Annotated in this window: 8 protein-coding genes; 5 read left to right on the forward strand and 3 right to left on the reverse strand. The window is 62.6% G+C overall.

The annotated features are described in order from the left end of the window. Nucleotide 1 precedes the first annotated feature (1 nt). Both G7Z99_RS01320 and G7Z99_RS01325 read left to right on the forward strand, forming a co-directional pair. Nucleotides 2–8,083: a two-partner secretion domain-containing protein gene (locus tag G7Z99_RS01320; protein ID WP_181091302.1), complete on the forward strand. Its 8,082-nt coding sequence runs from the start codon at nucleotides 2–4 to the stop codon at nucleotides 8,081–8,083. Continuing rightward, nucleotides 8,083–8,415, forward strand: coding sequence for a hypothetical protein (locus G7Z99_RS01325; protein ID WP_181091304.1), 333 nt, complete (start codon nucleotides 8,083–8,085; stop codon nucleotides 8,413–8,415). Before G7Z99_RS01320 ends, G7Z99_RS01325 begins: the two co-directional genes overlap by 1 nt. Before the next feature lie 343 nt (nucleotides 8,416–8,758). Here G7Z99_RS01325 and G7Z99_RS01330 read toward each other — a convergent pair whose 3' ends face one another. Then, nucleotides 8,759–9,778, reverse strand: a complete 1,020-nt coding sequence (locus tag G7Z99_RS01330) for an IS30 family transposase (RefSeq protein ID WP_181091306.1) — start codon at nucleotides 9,776–9,778, stop codon at nucleotides 8,759–8,761. Between the two features lie 261 nt (nucleotides 9,779–10,039). Between G7Z99_RS01330 and adhP the strand changes: the two genes are divergently transcribed. Continuing rightward, nucleotides 10,040–11,050 carry an alcohol dehydrogenase AdhP gene (adhP, locus tag G7Z99_RS01335; protein ID WP_181091308.1) on the forward strand — a complete coding sequence of 337 codons (1,011 nt, stop codon included), beginning with the start codon at nucleotides 10,040–10,042 and terminating at the stop codon, nucleotides 11,048–11,050. A gap of 375 nt (nucleotides 11,051–11,425) precedes the next feature. Further along, nucleotides 11,426–11,980: a hypothetical protein gene (locus G7Z99_RS01340; protein ID WP_181091310.1), complete on the forward strand. Its 555-nt coding sequence runs from the start codon at nucleotides 11,426–11,428 to the stop codon at nucleotides 11,978–11,980. A 150-nt stretch (nucleotides 11,981–12,130) separates the two neighbouring features. On the opposite strand, the gene G7Z99_RS01345 is transcribed toward G7Z99_RS01340, so the two are convergent. Further along, nucleotides 12,131–12,367: a hypothetical protein gene (locus G7Z99_RS01345; RefSeq protein WP_181091312.1), complete on the reverse strand. Its 237-nt coding sequence runs from the start codon at nucleotides 12,365–12,367 to the stop codon at nucleotides 12,131–12,133. Nucleotides 12,368–12,512: 145 nt separating this feature from the next. After that, nucleotides 12,513–12,914: a response regulator gene (locus tag G7Z99_RS01350; protein ID WP_181091314.1), complete on the reverse strand. Its 402-nt coding sequence runs from the start codon at nucleotides 12,912–12,914 to the stop codon at nucleotides 12,513–12,515. Nucleotides 12,915–13,135: 221 nt separating this feature from the next. Here G7Z99_RS01350 and G7Z99_RS01355 point away from each other — a divergent pair, with 221 nt between their 5' ends. Beyond that, complete coding sequence (locus G7Z99_RS01355; RefSeq protein ID WP_181091316.1) at nucleotides 13,136–14,041, forward strand: LysR family transcriptional regulator; 906 nt, start codon at nucleotides 13,136–13,138, stop codon at nucleotides 14,039–14,041. Nucleotides 14,042–14,135: the final 94 nt, after the last annotated feature.

A 14,135-nucleotide genomic window follows, 5' to 3' on the forward strand; every position in this document is an offset into this window, starting at 1 on the left:
CATGGACGTTCGCCCCTTGACCCCGGCTGCCCAGCCCACCGACACGCTGGCCGAGCGGCCGAATTTTCTCGGCATTCCCAAGCGCCTGCTGGCCGTGCTGCTGGCCAACGTCATGTTCTGGCAACCGATCTGGGCGATGGCCGATGGCATCGCCGTCAGCGGCACCACCAACACCCGTGTCGGCCAGGCCGGCAACGGCGTACCGGTGGTCAATATCGCCGCGCCGAACGCCGCCGGCCTGTCGCACAACCAGTACCAGCGCTACAACGTCGACAGCCAAGGGTTGATCCTCAACAACTCGACCCAAGCCATCCAGGGCACTCAACTGGGCGGCAACATCCTCGGCAACCAGCAGCTGGGCGGGCGCGCGGCGAGCACCATCCTCAACGAAGTCAACGGCGCCAACGCCACCCAGCTCAAGGGCTACACCGAAGTGGCCGGGCAGGCGGCGCGGGTCATAGTCGCCAACCCCCATGGCGTGACGTGCAACGGTTGCGGCTTCATCAACACCCCACGGGTCACCCTCAGCACCGGCAAGCCCGTGCTGGACGCGACCGGCAAGCTCGATCACTTCGCGGTCGACGGTGGCAGCATCAGCATCGAAGGGCAGGGCCTGGATGCCAGCAACATCGACCAGTTCGACCTGATCACCCGGGCGGCCAAGCTCAACGCCGACCTGCACGCCAGGCGGCTCAACGTCATCACCGGCGCCAACGACGTCAATGCCGACACCCTGGCCACCACCCCACGTCAGGGCGACCCGGCCGACACACCGCAGCTGGCCATCGACTCCTCGGCCCTCGGCGGCATGTACGCCGACACCATCACGCTGGTGGGCACCGAGCAGGGCGTGGGCGTGAAGACCGCCGGCAACCTGGCCGCCAGCGCCGGCGACATCCAGATCGACGCCAACGGCCGGCTGAACATGGCCCAGGCCTCGGCGAAGGGTGCGCTGAACGTCATCGCACCCCACATCGAGATGACCGGCAAGGCCTACGCCAGCAACGTCAACGTGCGCACCCCCGGCGAGCTGGTGAACCGTCAGAGCCTGGCGGCCCGCGAGCGGGTCGAAATCAACGCTGGCAAGGTCAGCAACGCCGGCACCGTGGCAGCCGGCATCGAAACCGACAACAGCGGCAACGCCATCGGCGACGTCGCCGTGCGCGCTGCCTCGCTCGACAACAGCGGCATCCTCCAGGCCCCGCAAACCCGACTGACCAGCACCACCCTGAGCAACCAGGGCAAGGCCGCCCGTGTGGTCGGCGAGCAGGCGCTGTTCGTGGCCGCGCCTGCCATCGTCAACCTCGGCGCCGTGATCCTCTTCGGCAACGGCCAGGACGTCATCCTGAACCTCGAGCGTCTGGACAACCGGCAAGGTCTGTTGCAGGTCGTCGACGGCAAGCTGGCCATCAATGCCGGCACGCTGGGGAACGCTGGCGGGCAGATCGACGCCAAGACACTGAGCGTCAGCAGCGACACTCTCGACAACCATGCCGGGCTGCTCTCGGCCAGCGGCGGCGACGCGCAGATCACTGCGCGCAAGCGTCTGGACAATGCCAGCGGCACCGTACAGGCACAGCAGCACCTGGGCGTGTCCACAGGCGAGGTCGACAACCAGAGCGGGCGTCTGCTGGCCGTGACAGGCAACCTCGACCTTGCCACCACCGGCGTGGACAACCGCAACGGCAGCCTGCTCGGCACCGCCATCGCCGTGACCGCGCCCAAGGCCGACATCGATAACCGCCAGGGCAAGATCATCGGTGGCCGCCTCGACCTCAGCGTCGGCCAGCTCGACAACCGCCAGGGCCAGATCGTCGGCGAACAGCTCGCCATCACCGCTACACGCCTGGACAACCGCAACCAGGGCCTGCTGGCCGCCGGCACCCAGGGCCTGACCCTGGACTTCGCCCGGAGCGCCACCCAGGCCCAGCTGCTCAACGACGGGGGGCGGGTGCAGAGCGACGGCAGCCTGCTGCTGCGCGGTGCCTGGCTGGAAAACAGCGGCGGCACGGTGATCGGCCGTACCCTGAGCCTCGACACCCTGCGCCTGTACAACGACGGCAAGGGCGCCTTGGTCAGCGATGGCGGCGACGTGCAGCTCACCGTGAGCGATGTGCTGAGCAACCTCACCGGCATCATCGACGCCGGTGAACACAGCGTGATGCTGCGCGGCGGCGCAGCGGTGGACAATCGCGGCGGCAGCCTGCGCGGTCAGCAGCTGGACCTGCAGGCCAACACCCTGAACAACGCCGAGCGCGGCCAACTGGTCGCCGGCAGTGACGGCCTGCGCTACACCGGCGGTGCGCTGAACAACGACAACGGCATGGTGCTAGCCACAGGGGGCGCCACCGTCCTGCAACTAGGCCAGGCCGCGCTGAGTAACCTGGGCGGCATCCTCCAGGGCGACAGCGTGGACATCACCGCCAAGCGCATCGACAACGGCAGCCAGGATGGCAAGGCCGGCTCCGTGGCCAGTCTGTTGGGCGGCCTGACGCTGAACGTCGACACCCTCAGCAATATCGCCGGCACCTTGTTCGCCAAGACCGTGCTGCGCTCGAACGGCACCACGCTCGACAATACCCAGGGTGGGCAGATCAGCGGCGAAACCCTCGACCTGAACGCCGTTCAGGTGGACAACCGCGGCGGCCTGATCGAAGCCAATGACCGCCTCATGCTCAATGCCGCGACCCTGGACAACCGCGACGGTCAACTGCGCGCGCTCGGCAATGGCCGGCCAGGCACGGCCACGGCGCGGATCGCCGGCAACGACATCAGCCGCCTCGCGCTGACCGACAGCCTGCTCAACCAGAACGGACACATCGCCGCCGGCAGCACCGACTTCAGCCTGAAGGCCGCCCTGCTGGACAACCGCGGCGGGCGTATCGAGCATGCCGGCGACGGCCTGCTGAGCCTGGCCTTCGACCGCGTCAGCGGTGCCGGTGGCCGCATCACCGCCCTGGGCGCCGGCGACTGGCAGTTCGGCCAGGTCGAGGGCTTGGGCAACGTGCAGCTCAACCGCGCCCTGACCTACACCAGCGACGCGCTGGCCCTGCAAGCCGGCGACCGACTGGCCAGCGCCAGCGGCCTGACCTTGAACCTCGCCCGCCTCGACAACGGCGGCGAGCTGCTCAGCGACGGCGACCTGACCCTCAACCTCAGCGGCGACCTGAACAACCGCGGACGCCTGTCGGCCCAGGGTTTGGTGGCCATCAGCGCCGCCAATGTCACGCAGAACGGCGGCCGCATCGGCGCTGGCACGGACGCCCGCCTGAGCCTGAGCGGCAGCCTCGACAACCTCGGCTACCTCACCGCCCGCCAGGCCCTGGCCATCGACGCCGCGCAGATCCTCAACCGCGGCACCCTCGGCGCTCAGGGCGCGGTCACGCTCAACGCCGAGCGCATCAGCAACGACCCCGACACCCTGCTGTTCAGCGGCGGCGCCATGGCGCTGCGTGCGCAGGTGTTCGAGAACCGGTATGGCGATGTATACAGCCGTGGCGACCTGAGCGTCGCCAACCGCGACGGCAGCGCCGCGCAGCGCTTCAGCAACCTGTCGGGCACCGTCGAAAGCGAAGGTGCCATCACCCTGAATGCCGCCAGCGTGGAAAACGCCAAGGCCAGCTTCGAGCTGGGCGAGTCGATCGTCAGCGGTAGCCTGAGCTGGGTCTGCGGCCAGCACTGCGGCGGCCATGACTCGTTCAAGCGCGGCACCATTACCCTCGAACAAACCCTGCTGGAACGCGCCACCCAAGACAGCCCCGGCGCGCGCCTGGTGGCCGGCAAAGACTTGAGCATTCAGGCCGGCGACGTGCAGAACCGCTACAGCCTGCTGGCGGCCAACGGCAACCTGAGCATCACCGCCAACGACCTGCTCAACCTTGGCGCTACCGAGCGCACCGGCCAGCAGAAGATCGTCATCGGCACGCCCGGGCGCATCGACACTGGTTACTGGGACCAGATGGAATATATCGACGTCCCGGCCTTCAACGCCGCCGTGGCCGCCGGGAATTTCGACCTGGCGCGCTTCGAGCTGCTCAAGGCCCGTTCGGCCGACGCACGCTTCAGCGAAGAGAGCAACGTCACCACCTGGAGCGAGAGCACCAAGCCGCTCTATGCCGCCACCTTGCAAGCTGGCGGCACGGTCAACCTGAACGTCGCCCGCAGTGTGCAGAACGGCTCGGTGAGCGAGCACAACGCACGGGAGATCCTCACCGGCACGCTGGGCGACGACCAGACCGGCGTGCCGGTCGGCGGCATCGACATCACCCTCAACAAACAGGCCGTCGACGCCAGCGCCGCCACCGTGGGCGCACTGCCCAGCGTGCAGCGCGTCACCGACGTCAACGGCCAGACCACCATCGTCCCGGTGGACTACAGCGGCATTCCGTTCGCGGCGGTCGACCCCACCGCCGGCCCCACTTTCCAGTTGCCCCAGGGCGACTACGGCCTGTTCGTGCGCAACCCCGACCCGAACGGCCACTACCTGATCGAAACCAACCCCAACCTCACCGACCTGTCGCGCTTCCTCGGCTCCGACTACCTGCTCGAACGCCTGGACATCGGCCCCGACACCAACTGGCGGCGCCTGGGCGACGGCCTCTACGAACAACGCCTGATCCGCGACGCCGTGCTGGCCCAGACCGGCCAGCGCTTCCTCGCCGACGGCCTGATCAGCGACTACGACCAGTACCGCTACCTGATGGACAACGCCCTGGCCAGCAAGGACGCCCTCAACCTGAGCCTCGGCGTGGCCCTGACCGGCGCGCAGGTCGGCGCGTTGACCCACGACATCGTGTGGATGGAAAACCGCGTCATCGACGGCCAGACCGTGCTGGTGCCGACCCTGTACCTGGCCCAGGTGGACGCCCGCAACGTGCGAGGCAGCAGCCTGATCCAGGGTCGCGACCTGAACCTGATCAGCGGCGGGGATCTGGTCAACGTCGGCACCCTGCACGCCAGCCGCGACCTGAGCGTGAGCAGTGGCGGCAGCATCTACCAGGGCGGCCTGGTGGAGGCGGGCAACAACCTGCAACTGATCGCGCAAGACAGCATCCGCAACGCCATGGCGGGGCAGATTCGCGGGGAGAACGTGAGCCTGGCGGCGGTGCGTGGCGACGTCATCAACGAGCGCACGGCGATTAAGGTGCGCGATGGGGCGGGGTATCGCACGGTGACGGATGCCGGGAGTGGGGTGAGCGCTCGGCAGGATCTGGCGATGTCGGCGGGTCGGGATGTGACCAACTACGGGACGTTGCAGGCGGGGCGGGATGTGGCGTTGCAGGCGGGTAATGACGTGAACTTGCTGGCGAAGACGGATTCCAGCGAGAAGCACGAAATCTTCAAAGGCGGTCACCGCTACGTCGTCACCACCCAAGCCAAACAACTGTCGTCGACTGTCGATGCCGGGCGAGATCTGAATATCCAAGCGGGCCGCGACATCAATGTGCTCGCTAGCCAGGCCAACGCCGGCCAAGACCTGCGTTTGAGCGCCGGGCAGGACCTCAACGTGTCCTCGGCGGCCGAGGTGCATAACGTCCAAACACGGATCAAGGAAGGCAAAAAACGCATCTCCGAAGCCAACGACCAAAGCACCCAGTTGGCCAGTGCACTGACGGCTGGACGCGATCTGCGTACCGAAGCCGTACGCGATACCACGTTGGTGGCCAGCAAGATCAGCGCGGGTAATGAAGCGTATCTGGTGAGTGGCAATCAACTGAGTCTGGTAGCTGCGCAGGACAGTACGCATACGCTTTATGACATGAAGGAGAAGAGTGGCTGGGGCGCCAAAAAGACCCAGCGGGATGAAGTCACTCAAGTTACCAACGTCGGTACTGACATCACTACCGGCAGCAACATGGTTCTCAAAAGTGGTGCGGACCAGCTTTATCAACTCGCCACACTGCAAAGTGGACGAAACATCACGCTGGACAGCGGGGACGCCATCACCTTCGAGGCTGCCAACGACCTGCATCAGGAAAGTCACGAGAAGACCAATAACAATGCGTTCTGGGTCTCTTCCAAAGGTAAGGGCAACACAGACGAAACCGTTCGCCAGAGCCACCTGATCGCTCAGGGAGAAGTAGCGATCAATGCGGTCGCTGGTCTGAAGATCGATATCAATCAAGTCAACGGTGAGACGGTCAGTCGATCCATCGACGCGATGGTCAAGGCCGATCCGCAGTTGGCATGGCTTAAAGCCGCGGAACAACGTGGCGACGTCGATTGGCGGCAGGTCAAGGAGATCCACGACAGCTTCAAGTACAGCAACTCGGGTCTCGGCCCGGCTTCGCAGATCATCATCGCCATCGTCATGGCCGCAGTGGTCGGCCCGATGGCGGCAGGTGCGATGGGTGGTGCCACCGGTGGCATGGTGGCTTCAGGGGCCATTACCGCAGAGACGGCCGCCGGCGTGTCAGCCGCTACAGGCGCCGTGGCCGCAGGCGCTGCGAGCAAGGCTACCGTCAGTGTCGTCAACAACCGAGGCAACCTGGGTGCGGTATTCAAGGACGTCACATCTTCAGATGCCATAAAAGGCTATGCAGTTGCCGGCGCCACCGCAGGTCTGACCGCAACCTACTTTGACGGCTGGACCGGAACCGAGACCGACTACGCGACCGGGCAAATCACTTCCGCGCCGTTGAACACCTGGTCTGGCGTGGGGCAGTTCGCTGCCAATCAGACGCTGCAGAACGGCACGTCAACCTTATTGAGCAAGGCCTTGGGCCAGGGCGGAAGCGGCAGTGACGCGTTGAAGAGCGCGCTCTTCAATACTTTGGCAGCGGTCAGTTTCAACGCTGTGGGCGACTACACGCATAACCGTCTGACCGAGGGCTATCCACCGAAAATCATCGTTCATGCCATGGTCGGCGGATTACTTGCAGAAGCCACTGGTGGCGATTTCAAAACAGGAGCATTGGCGGCAGGCATCAACGAAGCGGCGGTTGGCTATCTACGGACGTTGGTCGATGGCAACAAGACGCTGTTGTCCATGAGCTCCCAGGTAGTGGGTGTGGTGGCTGCAGCCAGTCAGGAGGATGCCAACGCTAGCTCACTCGAAAAAGGCGGTTGGGTGGCGCGCAATGCCACTCAGTATAACCACATGTTGCATCTGTCCCAGACGCAGGTGCTCGACGAGCAAAGAAAAGCGCGACCTGAACAGGCTGACCGCCTAACTGCTGCAGCTTGTGCGCTGACCAAATGCGCGGCGTCGATTCCTACGAATGATCCCCAATACAGCCAGTGGAAAGCATTTCAGGATAAAGGCGAGACGTACCAGGAAGAAGTCGCGCTCCTCAAAGAAACGGGTCAATTCGACGGGCGTAGTTTCATCGATTGGAGTGACGACCAGTTCGGCGCTTACGGCAACGCTGTGCAGAAAATAGGCGCAGCTCGAGATACAGCCGTCGGGCTTGTGGGCGGGGCGGGAGGATACGGCGGTATGATCGCCACATCGCCCGCTTGCGTGGGTATCGTAACCTGTACGGTACCTGCTGCTCTCGGTACGCTGGGTACCCTGTCGCTGCAGGATGCATGGGAATCGGCTAAAGGAATCACAGCTGACTTTCAGTCTAGTGAGCCACAAAGGGTTGCGGATTCCTTCCAGTTGGGTACCTTCCCAGGAGACGAAAGCGCGACGACTGAGTTGCTCAAGGATGCGGCTATAGTGGGGGCGGGAGCTACTGCGCTTGGAGCGGCTGAGAGAGCTTATAGGAAGGTTGCTGGGGGGATTACTGGTGGTCCAAAAGCGACAGGAGCTGCCGGCGAAAGTGCAGGCGCCATGCGCCGATTGGACTATGAAGCTGCTCCCTACCACGGGAAAGTCGATAATGCAGTTAAGAGTCGTGCTCCGGTTAATGGTCAAGAAGCGCTAGATTTTTCGATTCAAGTTAAACCGACATCCCCCCGCCGAGTCGGAATTGACTACGATTCTAAAGATTTTGTTGTTTTTGACAAAACGCTAGATACGACTTACCACGGCCATGTCCGCTCTTGGAGTGATTTGCATCCAGACATGCAAAAAGCCCTGCAACAGGCCGGGATGGCTGATCGTAAAGGTAATATTCTTACTGGTGGGAAGCGTTAATGAACTATCAAGATTCCCAGTCTTATAATAAGCGAGCTTTAGAAAAAGCTTTTGCTTCGAGGGATGTTAAGAGTATTTGTGAGGCACTTGTTTCCGTTGCTTTAAATGATTCTGATTGGAGGTGGGCACAGAATAAATGCTTAGAATTCCTCAGCAACGAAAGCCCTGATGTTAGAGGGCTTGCAGCAACGTGTCTTGGGCATATAGCAAGGATTCACCGCCAGCTTGATAAAGAAAAAGTACTCATTGCTCTTCGTGAGCATTTAGATGACAACATCATCTCAGGGCAAATTGCGGATGCTCTAGACGATATCGATATGTTCTTGAGGTAGTATCACATTGGTATTGTCGCGCTGATGTTGATTTATCTGTAAAAGTCTCGTATCGAGCTGATCTGACACTTTAGACACCGGTCTTGCGCCGGTGTTTTTGCACCCTATCTGCACCCTTTTTTCCGCCTTCTTGCATCCTATTTGCAGTCAAGTTGCACCCCTTTGGCACCCATCCTTACGACCTACGGTCTACCTGCTCAATACGCCCTTTTTCAGCATGATTTTTCGCTCCTTAACAGGAGCAAAATCTCAATACACATCACGCACCTCTTGCGAGGTGAGTATTTTCTTTATGTATCAATTATTTATCCGACTTAGCGGCCTCAGGTTCCAAGTGCAACAGTCAATTAACGATGTCGAGCCGGTTGGTCGCCAGTAATTGCAGATGATCCGTCAACACCTCAACGGGAAATTTCCAGCCCAGTGTCTGACGAGGTCGGGTATTGAGCAAGTCGGCAATCTCGTCCAGCCGCTCCTGGCTCACCAGCGACAAATCGGTGCCCTTGGGCAAGTACTGCCGGAGCAGACCGTTCGTGTTCTCGTTGCTGCCTCTTTGCCAAGGGCTGTGCGGGTCAGCGAAGTAGATCTTCATCCCCGTGCGCGCTGTCAGCTCCGCATGCCTGGCCATCTCGCTGCCTTGGTCATGGGTCATGGTTTTCAGCAACGCCGGTGCCATGCGAGAAAGTTCTCGCGTCATCGCCTCCAGCGCGGCGTCTGCGGTGGGCGCATCCAACTTGGCCAGGGTCACGAAACGGCTCGTGCGCTCGACCATCGTCGCCACTGCCGAACGATTGTTCGCGCCCATGATCAGGTCGCTTTCCCAGTGACCTGGCACTTGCCGGCCTTCGACTTCTTCGGGCCGGTAGCGAATGTTCTGTTCGGCCGGATAGCGCTCGCGGCGGGCTGGCGCAGTGCTGCGAGTACGCCGCTTGCTGCCGCCCTGGCGCAGGTAACCGATGAGTTGGCGCTTAAGCTCGCCGCGTGGGTATGCATAGATTGTCAGGTAGATCGTTTCGTGACTCACATGCCGCTCGGGATTATCAGGCCAGTAGTCCTTGAGTCTGGCGGCAATTTGTTGAGGAGACCAGCCTTTGGCCAACAGGCTGTGCACGACCTGGAACAGTTCAGAGCCAGGGGCAAGCATCTTGCTGCGCCTCGGGACATGTCTGAGGGCACAGGCGCGGGCACTGGCGTCGCTGGCGTTATAACGCTCAGGCTGCGACTGGCGCCGAACCTCTCGACTCAGCGTGCTGGGCTGACGCCCAAGAAGATGGGCGATGGCTCGCAGCGAGGAGCCTTGCATGCGCATGATCATCAGCGTTACGCGCTCTTCGATGGTCAAGTGGGTGTAGTGGGTAGTCATGCAGCACCTTATCTCAGGTGTTGCACTTGATCACTGAGACCGCCATCCCTAGCAGGCATCAGAGATTTCGTAACGCCTTGCCATGCGGGCCTCCAACCGGGCATGGCGGCAATCTTAGCCACAACGACTTTTGTACAAAGCCTAACCTTGTGAAAGCCTGAACTGAGCATCCACCTATTGACCTAAAGCAATCTCCTTGCCCCAATCACCTCTATGCTGATGCCTTCAACTCAAGCCCACTCAGGTAAGCAAGGAGCATCCATGAAAGCTGCAGTTGTTACCCAAGATCGCCGCGTCGAGGTGGTGGAAAAGACACTCCGGCCGTTGGCGCACGGTGAAGCGTTACTCAAGATGCAGTGCTGCGGCGTCTGCCATACGGACCTGCATGTGAAAAACGGCGATTTCGGCGACAAGACCGGCGTGGTGCTAGGCCATGAAGGGGTGGGTGTCGTGGTCGAGGTCGGGCCCGGGGTAACCTCGCTCAAGCCAGGCGACCGGGCCAGCGTGGCGTGGTTCTACCAGGGCTGCGGGCACTGCGAGTACTGCAACAGCGGTAACGAGACGCTGTGCCGCCAGGTCAAGAATTCCGGTTACACCGTGGACGGAGGTATGGCCGAGTCCTGCATCGTGGTGGCCGACTACGCGGTAAAAGTGCCGGAGGGTCTCGACTCGGCAGCGGCCAGCAGCATCACCTGTGCCGGGGTGACCACTTACAAGGCCGTCAAGTCCTCCAACATCCGCCCGGGTCAGTGGATGGCCATCTACGGGCTGGGCGGGCTGGGCAACCTGGCCCTGCAATACGCGAAGCATGTCTTCAACGCTCGCGTCATCGCGATCGATGTGAACGATGAGCAGCTCGCGTTCGCCCGCGAGATGGGCGCAGACCTGGTGCTCAACCCGCGCAGCGAGGAGGTGGCGAAGATCATTCAGGAAAAGACCGGCGGTGCCCACGCGGCCGTGGTCACGGCCGTGTCGAAAAGCGCCTTCGATTCGGCGGTGGATGCGCTGCGGGCGGGCGGGCGGCTGGTGGCGGTGGGGTTACCCTCCGAAGCCATGAACCTGAACATCCCGCGACTGGTGCTCGATGGCATCGAAGTGGTGGGGTCGCTGGTCGGTACACGTCAGGACCTGCTCGAAGCCTTCGAATTCGCGGCGCAAGGCAAGGTGGTGCCGAAGGTGACGCTGCGCCCGATCGAAGACATCAACGACATTTTCGATGAGATGCTCGAAGGCAGGATCAAGGGCCGTATGGTGATCAACTTCGAGGGTTGAGCTGCCTGCGTTCAATCCAAAGACTTTCCCTGTGGGAGCAAGTCGACTCTCACAGAGAAAGCAGCCAGGCGATTTTGTGACCAGAGGCTTTGCGAGGCAAGTCGATCAGAGCATCCCTACGTTCTTTTCAACGCCAGACATTTGCGACACCGTCTTCACGACATTTTCACCTCGACCTTGGCACGATGAAGCCACATCCGTGAAATACATTCGCCCGCCTTCCCCAGCGGGCTTTTCTTTGTCCGCCGTTTTACCACGTGACCCTCTCCCAGACGTTTCCTTCGAGTATTGCGGCCACTCCAATGAGGCCCGGCCCTGATTGCCTCGAGCGAAGCACGTCATTACGATGACGGTTCCTCTCCACAGAGATGCTCCGTGACCACTCCGACCACAGTGCTCCACCTGGCCCTCCCCGTCATCGTGCTCCTGGGTCTCTACGGCCTGGTGCGCTGCATCGCACGAATGCGACGGGTCATCTTCCCGGCGGTGCGTATCCGGTTTTCAGCCAGCGCCACCCCCTACACACTGACCTTGCCGCAGCCAGGCCGCTACGTGATCAGCCTCGTGATCCCGCCTTTGACCTTCATCACCGGCGTGGCGTATTTCGCCGCCCGGTTTTCCGTTGCTACCTCGCCTGGCGGCATCCCCTTGGCGTACCGCTCCTATGGCCGTTCGTTGTTCAGCGTCCAGCGAACGGACATGTCCGGGAATCAATCCACGCCCTTGGGCGCGTTCGACTGTACGGTGCCGGGCGACATCGTGGTCACCTGCCTGAACCCGGAGACGATACGGGCAAAGTATCAGCTGGAAGTGGCGCCCCATGTGCCGGCCTTGACGCTTGTCTGCCTCGTGCTGGCGACCATCGCATCGTTCGCCATGACGTTCGGCGGGTTGATCGTCTTCCTGCTCTTGCTGGCCGGACGTTTATGAGCTGCCTTCGACCAGCAGCGTCGACGAAGCTGTCACGAAGGCGATGAAGGCGGGCGAGGGGGAGGGCAGGCAGCAGCGGCCTGGGTCGGCATGGGTGAAGAGGGCAGTGTCTCCCGCGCCAGGCGCGGCCGGCAGCGCAAGGGCGTGCCATCACCCCTCGGGCAAGGTCACCCCGCAGATGAACTCGCTCGAGCCGAGCCGGTGCGATCCGTACTCCACCACATAGCCCTCGCCGCGCCGGTCCGCCTCGACGCAGGCAGTCTGCCGGTCGGCATACACGTCCACGAAATGCCAGGGGTGCCGGTCCCGCAGCACGCCCCAGCCCAGTACCCAGCCGGCACGTTCAGGGTCTGGCGGCAGGTTTCTGGCCAAGCTGCGAAGGCTCATCGGGCGTCTCTCCAGGCAGGTGAGGTTCAACGCTACTACGGAAGACTTCAGGGCGGCTACTGGACGTTCATCCACGAAAGACGGGGCATGTGTGGCCACGCCACGGCAATGCACGCGCTGAAGTTCGAGCGCGATCCGGTGTGCTCTACGCTTCAGGGGCCTGGAACGCATGCTGTCGTTCAGCGTCCGTCCTGCACAGCCGACTTTCCAGCAGCGCCGTCATCTGCTCGAGCGACCACGGCTTCGACACGAACAGCGCCGTGGGCGGCAGCGTGCCGTTGAGGTCGCCGTTGCCACCACTGGTGACCAGCACGGGCAGGGTAGCGTCCTGTTTGTACGCCGCCCAGGCCACGTCCCAGCCATCGCCCCGTCCGGGTGTGTTCACGTCGGTGACCAGCAGGTTCCAAGGTTGCCCGGGCAACAGGCTCAGGCCCGCATCGACCGTATCGACCGCGACGGCGCAGCCACCGATGTCCTCCACGAGGGTGACCAGAAATTCGCGCAGCGAGGGCTCGTCTTCGATGATCAGTACAAGCGTGTTTTCCATGAGCATGAGCCAGACAATCGATAGACGATTGAGCCGCCTGCCGCCCACCCGTTGTCTCGCTCGGACCAATGGGCATGTTTGTACAACTTTTGGCCACTTCAGCCGATTTTGTACAATGCTGCCACAGTGCCAGATACGTCAGTCCTTCCGTGAAGGCAGGTGATCGCCCAGGATCGCGTCCTTGTGTCAGGCTGAAGCCCTTTCCTGCTCAAGAGGCCGCTATGCTTCCACGTCACCTCGTCCGCCGCCTCGACCTCGTCACCCTGCAACTGTTCGTCTCGGTCCATGAGGAAGGCACGCTCACGCGTGGCGCCGATCGCGAGATGATTGCCCTGTCGGCGGCCAGCAAGCGCCTGAACGACATGGAGCAGGCGTTGGGCATCGAAGTGTTCGAGCGCAACGCCAAGGGCATGCTGCTGACCGCCGCAGGCGAGACCTTGCTGCACTACGCCCGGCGCATTCTGAGCGACCTCGAGAAGATCAGCGTCGACGTCGGTGAGCACCTGCATGGGGTGCGGGGCCATGTGCGCATGCTGGCCAACATTTCCGCGATCATCGAGTTCCTGCCCGAAGACCTGCAGGCCTTCATCGCCAGTCATGGGCAGGTCAGGATCAACCTCGAAGAGCGCCCCAGCGCCGGCGTGGTCAAGGGCATTCTCGACGGCTTCGCCGACCTTGGCATCTGTTCGGCCGACACCGAAATCGAAGGCCTGCTGGCCGTGCCCTACCGTCAGGACGAACTGGTGGTCGTGATGCGGCCCGAGCACAGCCTGGCTGGCGAGGTGCACCTCGACTTCGCCCAGACCCTGGCCTTCGACCATGTCGGGCTGCACGCCGACAGCTTCATCAACCTGCGCACCCATGCGGCGGCACGTGCCTGTGGCAAGCCGCTGCGGCTGCGGATCCACGTGCCGGGCTTCGATGCGGTGTGCCGCATGGTCCAGGCCAACCTCGGCCTCGGCGTGCTGCCGCGCAAGGCGTTCGAGCTGATCGGCCAGCCTTTGGGCCTCACCGCCGCGAGCTTGAACGACGACTGGGCCCTGCGCACCTTGCTGCTGGTGGTGCGTGACCCTGCCGAGCTGTCACCCGTGAGCCGTTTGCTCTACCGCCACCTGCAAGCGGGATGAGACGAGCCTTCGTGTTTCGCGAAGGCACCTTGCGGATTTACGGTTGGCCCGACCCCCACGGTCTCGCCTAGGCTGGCCGCACATTCCAAGAACA

It is taken from the genome of Pseudomonas entomophila (genome assembly GCF_013523165.1).
Taxonomy (GTDB): Bacteria; Pseudomonadota; Gammaproteobacteria; order Pseudomonadales; family Pseudomonadaceae; genus Aquipseudomonas; species Aquipseudomonas entomophila_A.

Coding starts and splice junctions, on each gene's coding strand:
- adhP (WP_181091308.1), top strand. CDS start 10,040: ATGAAAGCTGCAGTTGTTACCCAAGATCGCCGCGTCGAGGTGGTGGAA.
- G7Z99_RS01350 (WP_181091314.1), bottom strand. CDS start 12,914: ATGGAAAACACGCTTGTACTGATCATCGAAGACGAGCCCTCGCTGCGC.
- G7Z99_RS01345 (WP_181091312.1), bottom strand. CDS start 12,367: ATGAGCCTTCGCAGCTTGGCCAGAAACCTGCCGCCAGACCCTGAACGT.
- G7Z99_RS01320 (WP_181091302.1), top strand. CDS start 2: ATGGACGTTCGCCCCTTGACCCCGGCTGCCCAGCCCACCGACACGCTG.
- G7Z99_RS01325 (WP_181091304.1), top strand. CDS start 8,083: ATGAACTATCAAGATTCCCAGTCTTATAATAAGCGAGCTTTAGAAAAA.
- G7Z99_RS01330 (WP_181091306.1), bottom strand. CDS start 9,778: ATGACTACCCACTACACCCACTTGACCATCGAAGAGCGCGTAACGCTG.
- G7Z99_RS01355 (WP_181091316.1), top strand. CDS start 13,136: ATGCTTCCACGTCACCTCGTCCGCCGCCTCGACCTCGTCACCCTGCAA.